Source organism: Burkholderia sp. RF2-non_BP3, from assembly GCF_001522185.1.
GTDB lineage: Bacteria > Pseudomonadota > Gammaproteobacteria > Burkholderiales > Burkholderiaceae > Burkholderia > Burkholderia diffusa.
This window is the reverse complement of the sequence record NZ_LOSU01000010.1, coordinates 64067-78851: the sequence shown is the minus strand read 5'-3', so window position 1 is coordinate 78851 and position 14785 is coordinate 64067. Positions and strand designations below refer to the sequence as shown.

Below are 14785 nucleotides of genomic sequence, written 5' to 3'. Positions count from 1 at the left end.
TCCGCCGCAGTTGCGCGCAACACATGAAAGAAGGCCGGCGGCCCGCCGGCCTTCTGCATTGCATCGCCGTGCCCACCGGCCTACCCCGCTTCAACGCCCCGCCACCTTCTTCTGCCGCCACAGACACAGCAAATCGCACGCAACATGCGCAGCGGCGATCGCGGTGATGTCCGCGTGATCGTAAGCAGGCGCAACCTCGACGACATCCGCGCCGACCAGATTCACCGCGCCGAGCGCGCGCACGATCGCGAGCGCCTGCGCGGACGACAACCCGCCGGCGACCGGCGTCCCCGTGCCGGGCGCGAACGCCGGATCGAGACAGTCGATATCGAACGTCAGATAAGCGGGCCGCGCGCCGACGATGTCGACGATCCGCTCCACCGCCGCGCGCGGGCCATGCTCATGCACCCACGCGGCATCGAGCCGCTCGATCCCGAGGAAATCGTCGTTCCACGTGCGGATGCCGACCTGCACCGACATCGCCGGATCGATCAGCCCTTCCTTCACCGCCTTGTAGAACATCGTGCCGTGATTGAGGCTGTCCGGCTCGTCGTCGGCCCACGTATCGCAGTGCGCATCGAAGTGGATCAACGACAACGGCTTGCCGTAGCGCTCCGCGTGCGCGACCAGTAGCGGATACGTGATGTAGTGATCGCCGCCGAGCGTCAGCATCTTCGCGCCCGAGCGCAGGATCGTGCGCGCATGCTCGACGATCGCCGGCTTGATCGACAGCGGGTTGTGCGCATCGAACCAGCAATCGCCGTAATCGACGGCCGCGAGATCGTCGAACGGATTGAAGCCCCACGGATACGGATGGAGCTCCGCGAGCTGCACGCTCGCCGCGCGGATCGCGGCCGGCCCGAGCCGCGCGCCCGAGCGATAGGTCGTCGCGAGGTCGAGCGGCACGCCGGAAATCGCGACGTCGACGCCGTCGAGCACGCGCGAATAGTTGCGGCGCATGAACGACAGTACGCCCGCATAGGTGTTTTCGATCGAGGAGCCGTATGGCGTCGTGCGACGGATCGCGCCGTCGCCGTGGAGCAGTTCGGTCATGTCGAACCTGTTGGTCATGAAGACCGGGCCCTGCCATTGCATCGGTGCGCTGGCGGGACCCGGCACGGATTCATTGAAAACGCGGCGGCATGCCCTCGCCGGGCGCGGCCGCCGCGCCGGCCTGCGAACCCTGTAGCGCGGCCGGGCGGGACAACGTCGATACGCGGCGATGATAGCAAGCCGAAATCTCGGCGCTGCCCCGGTTCGACCGGGGCAAACGCATCGGAACAACCGGCGCGGCGGCAGGTGCGCCGACGCCGCATGCCCCGAACCGGCACCGCCTCACGGCCGCACCGTTGCACCATCGCCATGCCGCGCCTAGAAGGATTCGCCGGTTTTTACCCGCCCGTTCTTCCGGATAATGGCCGGCAGCCGCGCCCACGACGGCGCGCCGTCCACCGCGGACAACAACAATCCGGAGACACCCGCCTTGATCGTCATGCTTCCCGCCACCTATCGCCGGCTCTGGCCGCTCGCCGTCGCCGCCGCGCTGCTTTACGGCCTGTCGCTCGCCGCCGCGCCCTATCCCGGCCAGGCCGTCGCGAAAGCCGCGATGGGCATCCTGCTGCTGGCAGCCGGCAGCACCTGCGCGGCACCGCGCGAACGTGCGTGGCTGTGCGCGGCGCTCGCCACGGCCGTGCTCGGCGACGTGCTGCTCGCGCTGCCCGACTGGCCGCTGTCGTTCGTCCTCGGCCTCGGCGCGTTCCTGCTCACGCATCTGTGTTATTGCGCGATCTTCGTGCGCTGGCGCGCGCGGCCGCACGGCTGGCGCATCCTCGCGCTGATCGGGCTGTGGATCGCCGCGCCAGCGTTCTACGCGGCATTCCTTCCGCACCTGGGCGAGCTGCTCGCGCCGGTCGCCGTCTATATGCTCGTGCTGTGCGCGATGGCGAGCTTCGCGCTCGCCGCCCGTACGCACTGCCCGCTGGTCGCCGTCGGCAGCCTGATCTTCGTCGGCTCCGACACGCTGATCGGCGTCGGGCGCTTCCTCGGCGGCTTTCCCGGCATCGACTACCTGATCTGGGGCCTCTATGCGCTCGCGCAGGTCACGATCGTCGCCGGGGTTTTCCATGAGACGGCCGCCCGCTCGATCCGTCCCCGATAGTGTTTCAAACAGGCCGCCGTGCGTCGGCGGCCTCGTCTGCCGCCTCTCCCGCCCTGCCGACGGCCGTTTCCGCGCATTCCGCAATGCGGAAACCGCTCCGTTCCAAACCCCGCTGAGCCTTTTCCCACGCGGCTTCCGGCCCTTAGAGCGCCGCTTCTAGCCTCTTGCGGTTTCCGGGTTCACCCACTATCGTTACATCAAACAATGTAACATTCGAAAATGAGCCAAATCGGAGACACCCGGATGAATGCTCGCACGTTGCCTTTCGGCCCGCCCGGCCACGACGGCCCGGACGAAACCACCGACATCGCCATCATCGGCACCGGCTTCGCCGGTCTCGGGATGGCCATTCGCCTGCGGCAGACAGGCGTGACCGACTTCGTCGTGCTCGAGAAGGCGGCGTCGGTCGGCGGCACATGGCGCGACAACCATTACCCCGGGTGTGCCTGCGACGTGCAATCGCACGTCTATTCGTTCTCGTTCGCGCCGAACCCGCGCTGGACGCGCATGTTCGCGCCGCAGCCCGAGATCCGCGCCTACCTGGAAGACTGCGTGCAGCGCTTCGGCGTCGGCCCGCACCTGCGCCTGAACCACGAGCTGCAGCGCGCCGAATACGACGAGGCCGCGCAACGCTGGCGCCTCACGTTCGCGAACGGCAAGCGGCTGTCGGCACGCGTGCTGGTATCGGGGATGGGCGGGCTGTCGCGCGCCGCGCTGCCGGCGATTCCCGGTGTCGAGAACTTCAAGGGGCGCGCGTTCCATTCGCAGCAGTGGGATCACGACTACGCGCTCGAAGGCAAGCGCGTCGCGGTGATCGGCACCGGCGCGAGCGCGATCCAGTTCGTGCCGCAGATCGCACCGCGCGTGAAGGAACTCGCGCTGTTCCAGCGCACGCCGCCGTGGATCATGCCGAAGCCCGACCGCAACCTGACGCGCTTCGAGAAATGGCTGTTCCGCACGCTGCCGTTCACGCAGAAGGCGGTGCGCAGCAGCATCTACTGGATGCTCGAATCGCGCGTGCTCGGCTTCGCGATCCATCCGTCGCTGATGAAGAACGTGCAGAAGCTCGCGCTGCGCCATATCCGCAAGCAAATTCCCGATCCGGAACTGCGCAAGACCGTCACGCCGAACTACACGCTCGGCTGCAAGCGCGTGCTGATCTCGAACGACTACTACCCGGCGCTGTCGCGCAAGAACGTCGACGTGATCACGACCGGCATCGACCATATCGAAGCCGACGCGGTCGTGACGACCGACGGCCGCCGCCATGAAGTCGACTGCCTGATCTACGGCACGGGCTTCCAGGTCGCCGATCCGTTTCCGCGCGGCGCGATCGTCGGCCGCGGCGGCCTCGACATCGTCGACGCCTGGCGCGACGGCGCGCACGCGTATCTCGGCACGACGCTGCCGGGCTATCCGAACTTCTTCATGATCGTCGGCCCGAACACCGGCCTCGGCCACAACTCGATGGTGTTCATGATCGAGTCGCAGATCGAATACATCCTCGGCGCGCTGAACGCGATGCACCGCGAACGCGCGGATGCGATCGAGGTGCGCCCGCTCGTCGAGGCGCAGTTCAACAGCGACCTGCAGGGCAAGCTGAAGAAGGCGATCTGGTCGACGGGCGGCTGCAAGAGCTGGTACCTCGATCCGCGCACCGGCAAGAACACGACGCTGTGGCCGGGCTTCACCTGGCGCTTCCGCCAGGCGACCGCGCACTTCTCGATCGCCGATTACCACGCGTATCGCGCGCCGCACCACGACACGAGCGCGCGGCCCGCCGTCGCGCCCGCCGCTTCCGCCGAAGCGGCCTGAGTCAGACAAGGAGCCACCGACATGAGAGATTTCGCCAACAAGGTCGCCGCGATCACGGGCGCGGGCTCGGGCATGGGCCGCTCGCTCGCCGTGCAACTCGCGCAGGCCGGCTGCCACGTGTCGCTCGCCGACAAGAACGGCGTCGGCCTCGCCGAAACCGAACGGATCGTCCGCGCGATCGCGCCGAACGTGCGCGTGTCGACGCACGTGCTCGACGTCGGCGACCGCGACGCGATGTTCGCGTGGGCCGACGACACCGCGCAGGAACACGACAAGGTCAACCTCATCTTCAACAACGCTGGCGTCGCGCTGTCGAGCACGATCGAAGGCATGGAATACGGCGATCTCGAGTGGATCGTGAACATCAATTTCTGGGGCGTCGTGCATGGCACGAAGGCGTTCCTGCCGCACCTGAAGGCATCGGGCGACGGTCACGTGATCAACACGTCGAGCATCTTCGGGATCTTCGCGCAGCCGGGGATGAGCGGCTACAACGCGACCAAGTTCGCGGTGCGCGGCTTCACCGAATCGCTGCGGCAGGAACTCGACATGATGAAGTGCGGCGTGTCGGCCACCTGCGTGCATCCGGGCGGCATCCGCACCAACATCGCGCAATCGAGCCGCGTCGCGAAGAACATGGTCGGCTTCATCGTCGAGAGCGAGCAGCAAGGCAAGGACAGCTTCGAGAAGTTCTTCATCACGACCGCCGACGACGCCGCGCGCACGATCCTCGCCGGCGTGCGCAAGAACAAGCGCCGCGTGCTGATCGGCCGCGATGCGAAGGCGGCGGACTGGATGGCGCGCACCCTGCCGGCCGCGTACCAGGCGCTCGTCGTGCTCGCGACGCGCCGCGAGGCCGCGAAGGCCCGCCGCGCCGCTGCCCGCTACGGCGCACCGGCGGCCGCACCGCTTCACGCCACCTACAACAATGCAGGCAATCAGGGAGGAGAACAATCATGAGGACCCCGAACATGATGCCGGTGCGGCGCGACATCCGTTTCGCGCTGCCGCCCGAACGCGCGAAGGACTGGCACGTCCAGGGCGTGCCCGTCACGCACTTCATGAACGCGCTGTCGCTGCTGTTCCCGGCCGGCGAGCGCTTCTTCATGGATTCGGTGCGCAATTACCGCGACCGCATCGAGGATCCGGAGTTGAAGAAGCAGGTGCTCGGCTTCATCGGTCAGGAAGCGATGCACACGCGCGAGCACATCGAGTACAACGATCTGCTGCAGTCGTCCGGCTTGCCCGCGCACAAGCTCGACAAGCGGCTGTGGACGATCCTCGGCTTCTTCAAGAAGACGCTGCCGCATTCGATGCAGCTCGCGATCACGATCGCGCTCGAGCACTACACGGCGATCCTCGCGAACCAGCTGCTGTCGGGCCACGAACACCGGATCGACGGATCGGTCGAAGGCTATCAGCAGATGTGGATGTGGCACGCGATGGAGGAAACCGAGCACAAGGCGGTGTCGTACGACGTATGGAACGCCGTGATGAAGCCTGGCCTCGGCAGCTACCTGCTGCGCACGGGCACGATGCTGACGACGACGGTATTGTTCTGGGCGATCGTGTTCGACTTCCACGTTCGCCTGATGCGCGCGCACCGTCGCGAACACGGCAGATTCGGCGGCATGTGGCGCCTCGTGAAGTACCTGTACAGCCCGAGGCACGGCGTGTTCCCGAGCATCGCGCGCGAATGGCTCGACTACTTCCGCCCGGGCTTCCATCCATGGGACCACGACAACCATCAGTACCTGCAAGGGCTCGACACGCTGCTCGCGAACATCGACGCGACCAACGCGCGCCATGCCGCGCAGGCCGCCCCGCGCCGCGTGCCGCTGCATCCGGTTCCGCAGGCATGACGTCATGGCGCGCGCACACGAGATGCTGACCGTCCGCTCCGGCGACGTGAAACTCGCCGTCTACGTCAGCGGACCGCGGCGCGCGCCGCCGCTGATCCTCGTGCACGGTTATCCCGATTCGGCGGCCGTGTGGACATCGGTCCGCGCGCGGCTCGCGAAGCGCTATCGCGTGATCGCGTACGACGTGCGGGGCGCCGGCGCGTCCGATGCGCCGCGCCGCCGCGCGGACTACACACTTGCGCGGCTCGCGGAAGACCTGAAGGCGGTGGCCGACGCGACCTGCGGCGACCGGCCGTTCCATCTGGTCGGTCACGACTGGGGGTCGATCCAGTGCTGGGAGGCCGTGACCGATCCTGCGTTCCGCGGCCGGATCGCGTCGTACACGTCGATCTCCGGCCCATGCCTCGACCACGTGTTCCGCGCGAAGATGCGGCTCCGGCAAAGCCTGAAGTCGTGGTACATCGCGTTCTTCCATCTGCCGGTCGTGCCGTCGCTGGTGTGGCGCCTCGGCGGCGCCGCGCTGTGGCCGCGCTGGCTGCAGCTGACCGAGCGCGTGCGGCCGGAGCGCGACCCGGCGCAGTTGAAGAACGCGCTGAACGGGTTGCAGCTTTACCGCGCGAACTTCCTCGCGCGGGCGAGAAAGCCGCGCGAGCGGTATGCGCAGGCGCCGGTGCAGATCCTCGTGCCGGTGCGCGACCGCTACGTGACACCCGAAATGTCGGTCGATCTCGATCGCTGGCTCGGGGAGCACGTGCGCGAGGAAATCGACGGCGCGCACTGGATCGTCATGCGCAATCCGGAGTTGATCGCGGCGCGGATCGACCGGTTCGCGGCGGTGTATGAAAGGCCGGCGGTTGCGAACGCCACCATTCAGCGCCCCGTCAGCGCCGGCAGGCGCTTGAACAGCGTTTCGTAATCGATCACGAGCCCATCGGCGTCGATGTCCATTTCCGCCGTGAAGTTCCGGAAAATGCCTTCGTAGCGGTAGCGCCGGCCAGGCTCGATGCACGCATACGCCTGCTTGACCGGCGTCACCTTCAGGTCCGGCGTCGACACGTATGCGACGTCGATCGGCCGCCGCTCGCCGCGAGCAAGACCGAGGCGGCCGATCGGCAGCGAATTCGTGAACGGCGTCGCCGCGATGTCGATGTCGACGCAGCCGTCCAGTTCCGGCAGCGCACGGCCTGACCCGTCGCGCCAGTGCCCGGCGCCGTCGCCGTGCAGTTCCAGCGTGCCGCCGCCCATCACCTTGAGCACCGCGTACGTCACGCGCCAGTGCGGATCGCACTCGACACGATACGCGAGCCCGTATGCGCGGCCGTACCGCTGGCCGACCACCGCGCTTTCGACGACGATGCCGCCGCCACTCCGGTCGAACGTCAGATGTTCGACTCCGTCGCCCTCGAGCGACGCCCAACGCACCTCGCGCATTCCTTCGCCTCCCGGTTGGTCCGATGCAGGGGATCGTCGCACGAATCCCGATCGAAGACGTGAACCCGACGCGTACCTGGGCCAAAAGAACCGGCCATTGCCCGAATTCACGTCCGAAACCGCAATTCGCCCGAAAATGCCAATGCGGCAGCCCCCGAGCATCGTCATTCCCCAATTCGGGGCATCCGCCACAAATCCTGACTATCCAGAATTCCCTATTCCGGTGCACGGGATTGTGTCCTATGCTCGCGGCTCGTCCTGCTCCACCGCCGCCATGCCTACCGCCCGCCCTGCCTCGCCGTCGATCGACCTGCGCACCCTGCTGCGCGGCATCGGGCAGATCGTCCTGCAGGCGAATGCAGTCACCGGCGCGCTGCTGCTCGCCGCGCTGGCGCTGACCGACTTGCGGCTTGCGTCCGCGGCGCTGGTCGGCTCGGCCGCCGCCAGCATGACCGCCGTGCTTACGGGCACGGAGCGCCGCGACGTCGAACAGGGGCTTCACGGCTTCAATGGCGCGCTCGCCGCGCTGATCGCCGTGCTGTTCGCCCCGTCTTCGCTTGCCGCCATCGCGCTGGTGCCGGCGGTCTCGATCGGCGCGGCGCTCGTGCAGCGCGCGATGCGCGTGCCGCTCGCCCGCTGGCGCCAGTGCCCGTATTCGAGCCCATGCCTCGTCATCACCGCGCTGTGGCTACCGTTTGTCGCATCGCAGCATGCGACCGACGCGGCGGCAGGTGCGCCCCTTACGCTGCCTTCCATCGCCGACGCGGTGCTTTCGGGCATCGCACAGACCACCTTCGCGCAAGGCCCGTGGGCAGGCATGCTGATCGTCGCGGGCCTCGCCGTCGCGTCGCGCCGCGCGGCCGCGTTCGCGCTCGGCGGCGCGATCGTGTCGACCGTGCTGCTGGTCGCGTCCGGCGCGAACGGCGCGTCGTTCGCCGACGGCCTGCTCGGCTTCAACGGCGCGCTCGCCGCGCTTGCGCTGATGTCGCGCGGCCCGCGCGCGGCTTTCGCGGCCGCCGCACTCGCGGCGCTGCTCCAGTGGCTCGCAACGCGCGCGGGCCTCCCCGCGTTCACGGCCCCGTTCGCGCTCGCGTCATGGATCACGGTGATCGTCACGCGCCGTTTCACCCTCGGAGAACCCGATGTCGTCATTCGCACACCGTCCTGACACCGTGAAGCCCGGCGGCCCGATCTCGGACGCCGAGCGCCGGCTGCGCGTCGATCTCGCCGCCGCGTATCGCCTCGTCGCGCTGAACGGCTGGGACGACCTGATCTACACGCATCTGTCCGCGACGGTGCCGGGCGAGCCCGGGCATTTCCTGATCAACCCGTTCGGCCTCACGTTCGACGAGGTCCGCGCATCGAATCTCGTGAAGATCGACCTGGCCGGCAACCGGATCGGCGACGGCGAACACGCGGTCAACGTGACCGGCTTCGCGCTGCACGCGGCCGTGCATGCCGCGCGGCCGGACGCCGTCTGCGTGATGCACCTGCACAATACGGCCGGCATCGCCGTGTCGATCCAGCGCGACGGGCTGCTGCCCGCGTCGCAGCACGCGCTGCGGTTTCACGGCGATCTCGGGTATCACGACTACGAGGCGCTCGCGTTCTCGCCGGCCGAAGGCGCGCGACTGACCGCCAGCCTCGGCGCGAAATCCGCGATGCTGCTGCGCAACCACGGCACGCTGACTGTCGGCCGGACCGTTGCCGAGGCGTATGTGTTGATGGATACGCTGATCAAGGCCTGCGACATCCAGATACGCGCGCAGGCGGGCGGCGGGCCGCTCGTGCTGCCCGAGCCGGCCGTCGCGGACCGCACGGCCGGGCAGTTGCGCGACGGCGGCGCGATCGAGGGCGAACTGGAATGGCCGGCGCTGCTGCGCCGCCTCGACCGGATCGATCCGTCGTACCGCGACTGACGGCGCCATCGCCACTCTCCCGACGAATCGTTCACCCCCAACCATCGGAGCATTCAGTCATGCCGACTTTCAATATCCAGTTGTTCGAAGGCCGCACGGTCGAGCAGAAGCGCGCGTTCGTCGAAGCGATCACGCGCGTTACGTGCGAGACGCTCGGTTGCGACCCGGGCTCCGTCGACATCATTCTCGCCGACGTGAAGAAGGAAAACTGGGCGACGGCCGGCAAGCTGTGGAGCGACGAGCGCTGATACCGGCAAGTTCGGCGCCGGTGGAACCTGCCTGGCGACGTGCGTTCGAATTGTGGTGACATCGCGGTGACATCCGGACACACGCACCGCACGATGCGGCGCGCTCGGGCTACCGCATGCTCCACGCGCTGCGTATCGCCGCCGCACTGAACGACATGATCCTTTCGATGGGCGCGCAACCGGATCGATCGCTTCGGCGGGTCGACGAGGCCCGCCCGCGACACGAATCCGGCGCCTGCCGCGAATTCGTGTCGCCGCTGCGGCCCACGATGCTGCCCGACATCATGAATCCGCTCTCCGCGCGGCACCCCGCTCTGAAGCCGCCGGCGCCGGCCCGACCTCCCATGCGACGCCGGCTGCCGGCGTTGCATGCGGCCTCCCTTCCCTGCTCCGCGTTGTGCGCCCGCACATCGCTTCGTCACGCAACCGGCACATCAATCGGCGCATAATGCCGAACACACGCAGCAGCCAATGGCCACCCGGGAGACCGCCATGGAAGCGAAGAACGAGGAAGTCGTCGCACACCTGCTCTCCGATGTCGTCGAATTCGCGCGCGGGCGCCTGCCCGAAGCCACGTTCCGGATCGTCGAACCGTTCCTGCGTCATTACTACGATTTCGTCGACGCCGACGATCTGCAGAATCGCAGCATCGCCGACCTCTACGGCGCCGCGATGGCGCACTGGCAGACCGCCCAGAAATTCGTGCCCGGCAGCGAGCGGCTGCGCGTCTACAACCCGATCCTCGAACAGCACGGCTGGCACTCGGACCACACGGTGATCGAGATCGTCAACGACGACATGCCGTTCCTGGTCGACTCGGTGACGATGGCCGTCAATCGCCTCGGGCTCGCGCTGCATTCCGCGCTGCACCCGGTGTTCCGCATCTGGCGCGGCGGCAACGGCGGAATCGAGCGTGTCGACGCCGGTGGCGCGACGCCCGGCGACGGCCAGTCGCAACTCGCATCGTTCATCCACTTCGAAGTCGACCGCTGCGGCGACGCCGCGCTGCTCGACACGCTGCGCGACGACATCGCGCGCGTGCTCGGCGACGTGCGCGCGTCGGTCGAGGACTGGCCGAAGATCGTCGACATCGCGCGCGCGACGATCAAGGACATGAAGGCCCGCGAATCCACCGCGGAAGACATCGAGGCGCGCGCGTTCCTCGAATGGATGGCCGCCGATCACTTCACGTTCCTCGGACAGCGCGACTACGCGCTCGTGTCGGACGGCACGGGCTTCAGCCTGCGCGGCGTCGAAGGCTCCGGCTTCGGCCTGTTGCGCGAATCGCTGCGCGCACCCGGCGCGCCCGATGTGACGCCGCTGCCGCCGGCCGCCGCCGAGATCATCACCGGCCCCTGGCCCATCTTCCTGACCAAGGCGAACTCGCGCGCGACCGTGCACCGGCCCGGTTATCTCGACTACGTCGGCGTCAAACTCGTCGGCGCCGACGGCAAGGTGAGCGGCGAACGCCGCTTCATCGGGCTGTATACGTCGACGTCCTATTTCGGTTCGTACACCGATATTCCGATCGTGCGCCGCAAATGCGCGAACATCGTGAAGCGTGCGGGCTTCCTGCCGAAGGGACATCTCGGCAAGTCGCTGGTGACGGTGCTCGAAACCTATCCGCGCGACGAACTGTTCCAGGCCGACGAAGACCAGCTCTACGACATCGCGCTCGGCATCCTGCGCCTGCAGGAACATCAGCGCACGCGCCTGTTCGTGCGGCGCGACCGCTTCGACCGCTTCGTGTCGTGCCTCGCGTTCGTGCCGCGCGACAAGTACAACACCGACCTGCGCCGCCGCATCGCGAAGCTGCTCGTCGACGCGTACAACGGCGTGAACGTCGAATTCACGCCGCTGCTGTCGGAATCGGCGATCGCGCGAATTCATTTCGTTGTCCATGCCGAACCGGGCACGATGCCCGACGTCGACACGCGCGAACTCGAAACGCGGCTCGTGCAAGTCACGCGCCGCTGGCAGGACGATCTCGCCGACGCGCTGCTCGACGCCTTCGGAGAAGAACAAGGCAACCGCCTGCTGCAGCGCTATGCGGACTCGTTCCCGGCCGGCTATCGCGACGACTACCCGGCGCGCACGGCCGTGCGCGACATCGAACTGATCGAGCGCGTGAAGGAGTCGGGCCAGCTCGCGATGAACCTGTATCGCCCGATCGAGGCCGAGGCCCGCGCGTTCCGCTTCAAGGTGTATCGCGCGGGCGACCCGATCGCGCTGTCGCGCAGCCTGCCGATGCTCGAGCATCTCGGCGTGCGCGTCGACGAGGAGCGGCCGTACCGGATCCAGACGCAGGATGCCGCGCCCGCGTGGGTGCACGACTTCGGCCTTGAACTCGCGGACGATACCGAATTCGACATCGAGCGCGTGAAGGACTTGTTCGAGGACGCGTTCGATCGCATCTGGAGCGGCCGGATCGAGAACGACGACTTCAACCGTCTCGTGTTGCGCGCGCACCTGAGCGCACGCGAGGTCACGATCCTGCGCGCGTATGCGAAATACCTGCGGCAGGTCGGCTCGACCTTCAGCGACGCGTACATCGAGCGCGCGCTGACCGGCAACCCGGCGATCGCACGACAGCTCGTCGAGCTGTTCCTGCTGCGCTTCGACCCGGCCACCGGCGGCACGCGCGACGTGCAGGTCGAACGCGTGCTGAAGGCGATCGAGACGGCGCTCGACCAGGTCCCCAACCTCGACGAGGACCGGATCCTGCGCCAGTTCCTCGGCGTGATCAACGCGACCGTGCGCACCAACTATTTCCTGCACGACGCGAACGGCGAATCGAAGCCGTATCTGTCGTTCAAGTTCAATCCGGCGAAGGTGCCCGGCCTGCCCGAACCGAAGCCGATGTTCGAGATCTGGGTGTACTCGCCGCGCGTCGAGGGCGTGCACCTGCGCGGCGGGCGCGTCGCGCGCGGCGGGCTGCGCTGGTCCGACCGTCGCGAGGACTTCCGCACCGAGGTGCTCGGGCTGATGAAGGCGCAGATGGTGAAGAACGTCGTGATCGTGCCGGTCGGCTCGAAAGGCGGCTTCGTCGTGAAGAATCCGCCGCCGCCGAGCGATCGCGAAGCGTGGATGCGCGAGGGCGTCGCGTGCTACCAGACGTTCCTGCGCGGCCTGCTCGACCTGACCGACAATCTCGCCGGCAACGCAATCGTGCCGCCGCCCGACGTGGTGCGGCACGACCCCGACGATCCGTATCTCGTCGTCGCGGCCGACAAGGGCACGGCCACGTTCTCCGACTACGCGAACGCGATCTCGCACGAATACGGCTTCTGGCTCGACGATGCATTCGCATCCGGCGGCTCGGTCGGCTACGACCACAAGAAGATGGCGATCACCGCGCGCGGCGCCTGGGAATCGGTGAAGCGGCACTTCCGCGAGATGGGCATCGACACGCAGACGACCGACTTCACCGTGGTCGGTGTCGGCGACATGTCGGGCGACGTGTTCGGCAACGGGATGCTGCTGTCGCCGCATATCCGGCTCGTCGCGGCGTTCGATCACCGGCACGTGTTCCTCGACCCGAACCCCGATCCGGCGACGAGCTTCGCGGAGCGCCAGCGGATGTTCGCGCTCGAACGCTCGAGCTGGGCCGACTACGACACGTCCGTGATCTCGGCGGGCGGCGGCGTCTATCCGCGCACCGCGAAGACGATCCCGCTGTCGCCGGCCGTGCAGGCCGCGCTCGGCATCGATGCGCACGCGCTGCCGCCGACCGAGCTGATCCGCGCGATCCTGCAGGCGCCGGTCGACCTGCTGTACAACGGCGGCATCGGCACCTACGTGAAAGCCGCGCGCGAAACCCACCAGCAGGTCGGCGATCGCGCGAACGACGCGGTACGCGTAAATGGCGCGGACCTGCGCTGCAAGGTCGTCGGCGAAGGCGGCAACCTCGGCTGCACGCAGTTCGGCCGCATCGAGTTCGCGCAGCGCGGCGGCCGCATCAACACCGACGCGATCGACAACTCGGCCGGCGTCGATTGTTCGGATCACGAAGTCAACATCAAGATCCTGCTCGGGCTCGTCGTCACCGACGGCGAGATGACCGAGAAGCAGCGCAACGCCCTGCTCGCGGAAATGACCGACGAAGTCGGGCTGCTCGTGCTGCGCGACAACTACTACCAGACGCAGGCGCTGTCGATCGCGGGCCGCTACGGCGTCGAGCTGCTCGACGCCGAGGCGCGCCTGATGCGCTGGCTCGAACGCGCGGGCCGCCTGAACCGCGTGATCGAGTTCCTGCCGACCGACGACGAGATCGCCGAGCGGCAGGCCGCGAAGCAGGGCCTCACGTCGCCGGAGCGCGCGGTGCTCCTCGCCTACAGCAAGATGTGGCTGTACGACGCGCTGCTCGAATCCGACGTGCCCGAGGATCCGCTCGTCGCCGCGATGCTCGTCGACTATTTCCCGAAGCCGCTGCAGCAGCGCTTCAGCGAACCGATGCATCGCCACCCGCTGCGCCGCGAGATCCTCGCGACGCACCTGACCAACGCGCTCGTCAACCGGGTCGGCTGCGCGTTCGTGCACCGGCTGATGGAGGAAACCGACGCGAAGCCGGGCGACATCGTGCGCGCCTGCATCATGGCGCGCGACGTGTTCGATCTCGATGCGGTATGGCGCGACATCGACGCACTCGACAACCGCGTCGCCGACGACGTGCAGGCGCGCATGTTCGTCGACGTCGCGCGGCTGCTGGAGCGCGCGGCGCTGTGGTTCCTGCGGCAGCTGCAGTCGGGCGCGGTGGCCGACGGCGGCGTCGCCGGACTGATCGCGCGCTGCCGCGACGCGGTGCAGCGCATCGCGCCGCAATTGCCGTCGCTGCTGCCGGCCGACGATCTGGAAGCGCTGTCCGAGCGGCAGCGCGTGCTGGTCGATGCCGGCGTCGACAGCGCGCTCGCGGTGCGCGTCGCGAGCGGCGACATCTCCGCCGCGCTGCTCGACATCGCCGAAGTGGCCGCGACCTGCGATCGCAGCCTCGAACTGGTCGCGGGCGTCTACTTCTCGCTCGGCACGCTGCTGAACTACGGGTGGATCGGCGAACGCGCGGCCACGCTGCCGACCCCGACGCACTGGGACATGCTGGCGCGCGCGGCCGCGCTCGCGGAAATCGCACGGCTCAAACGCACGCTCGCCACCAGCGCGCTCGCGGAATCGGCCGATTCGACGGCGCCCGAGACGATCGTCCATGCATGGCGCGAACGCCGCGAAGCCGCGCTGCAGCGCTACGAGCACCTGCTCGCCGACCTGCGCGCGTCGGGCGGCGCAAGCCTCGCGGTGCTGCTGGTGGTCGTGCGCGAGATGGCCGTGCTCGAACGCGCGTGACGGGTGACCCCGGGTCGC

At 68.0% G+C, this 14785-nt stretch carries 13 protein-coding genes; 10 read left to right on the top strand and 3 right to left on the bottom strand.

Features of this window, described 5'->3' with window-relative positions; genetic code table 11:
* Positions 1 to 90: 90 nt before the first annotated feature.
* Complete coding sequence (speB, locus tag WS45_RS03955; protein ID WP_059534029.1) at positions 91 to 1053, bottom strand: agmatinase; 963 nt, start codon at positions 1051 to 1053, stop codon at positions 91 to 93.
* Positions 1054 to 1371: 318 nt separating this feature from the next.
* On the bottom strand, positions 1372 to 1494 hold the full coding sequence (locus WS45_RS36020) for a hypothetical protein (RefSeq protein ID WP_257140278.1): 123 nt from the start codon (positions 1492 to 1494) through the stop codon (positions 1372 to 1374).
* On the opposite strand from WS45_RS36020, the gene WS45_RS03950 reads away from it, so the two are divergent.
* From WS45_RS03950 to WS45_RS03930, 5 genes are all read left to right on the top strand, one after another.
* Positions 1484 to 2158, top strand: coding sequence for a lysoplasmalogenase (locus tag WS45_RS03950; protein ID WP_059698454.1), 675 nt, complete (start codon positions 1484 to 1486; stop codon positions 2156 to 2158). The genes WS45_RS36020 and WS45_RS03950 overlap by 11 nt on opposite strands.
* A gap of 243 nt (positions 2159 to 2401) precedes the next feature.
* Positions 2402 to 3973, top strand: a complete 1572-nt coding sequence (locus WS45_RS03945) for a flavin-containing monooxygenase (protein WP_059698329.1) — start codon at positions 2402 to 2404, stop codon at positions 3971 to 3973.
* Positions 3974 to 3994: 21 nt separating this feature from the next.
* The gene (locus WS45_RS03940) at positions 3995 to 4933 is read left to right on the top strand and encodes an SDR family NAD(P)-dependent oxidoreductase (RefSeq protein WP_059691884.1); all 939 of its coding nucleotides are present in this window, start codon (positions 3995 to 3997) and stop codon (positions 4931 to 4933) included.
* On the top strand, positions 4930 to 5835 hold the full coding sequence (locus WS45_RS03935) for a metal-dependent hydrolase (RefSeq protein ID WP_059534000.1): 906 nt from the start codon (positions 4930 to 4932) through the stop codon (positions 5833 to 5835). Before WS45_RS03940 ends, WS45_RS03935 begins: the two co-directional genes overlap by 4 nt.
* Before the next feature lie 4 nt (positions 5836 to 5839).
* Positions 5840 to 6751, top strand: a complete 912-nt coding sequence (locus WS45_RS03930; RefSeq protein WP_059698327.1) for an alpha/beta fold hydrolase — start codon at positions 5840 to 5842, stop codon at positions 6749 to 6751.
* Here WS45_RS03930 and WS45_RS03925 read toward each other — a convergent pair.
* Positions 6706 to 7266, bottom strand: a complete 561-nt coding sequence (locus tag WS45_RS03925) for a putative glycolipid-binding domain-containing protein (protein ID WP_059698325.1) — start codon at positions 7264 to 7266, stop codon at positions 6706 to 6708. The two genes, WS45_RS03930 and WS45_RS03925, sit on opposite strands and share 46 nt — an antisense overlap.
* Positions 7267 to 7540: 274 nt before the next feature.
* Between WS45_RS03925 and WS45_RS03920 the strand changes: the two genes are divergently transcribed.
* The 5 genes from WS45_RS03920 (at position 7541) to WS45_RS03905 (ending at position 14767) form a co-directional block, all read left to right on the top strand.
* On the top strand, positions 7541 to 8434 hold the full coding sequence (locus tag WS45_RS03920; RefSeq protein WP_059698323.1) for an urea transporter: 894 nt from the start codon (positions 7541 to 7543) through the stop codon (positions 8432 to 8434).
* The gene (locus WS45_RS03915; protein ID WP_059526390.1) at positions 8409 to 9185 is read left to right on the top strand and encodes a class II aldolase/adducin family protein; all 777 of its coding nucleotides are present in this window, start codon (positions 8409 to 8411) and stop codon (positions 9183 to 9185) included. The genes WS45_RS03920 and WS45_RS03915 overlap by 26 nt, the downstream gene beginning before the upstream one ends.
* 59 nt (positions 9186 to 9244) lie before the next feature.
* Entirely contained in the window at positions 9245 to 9433 is a 189-nt protein-coding gene (locus tag WS45_RS03910; RefSeq protein ID WP_014898956.1) for a 4-oxalocrotonate tautomerase, read from the top strand.
* 116 nt (positions 9434 to 9549) lie between these two features.
* Entirely contained in the window at positions 9550 to 9882 is a 333-nt protein-coding gene (locus WS45_RS36015; RefSeq protein WP_257140277.1) for a hypothetical protein, read from the top strand.
* Between the two features lie 43 nt (positions 9883 to 9925).
* A complete protein-coding gene (locus tag WS45_RS03905; protein ID WP_059698321.1) occupies positions 9926 to 14767 on the top strand; it encodes an NAD-glutamate dehydrogenase in 4842 nt (1613 codons plus the stop codon).
* Positions 14768 to 14785 lie beyond the last annotated feature (18 nt).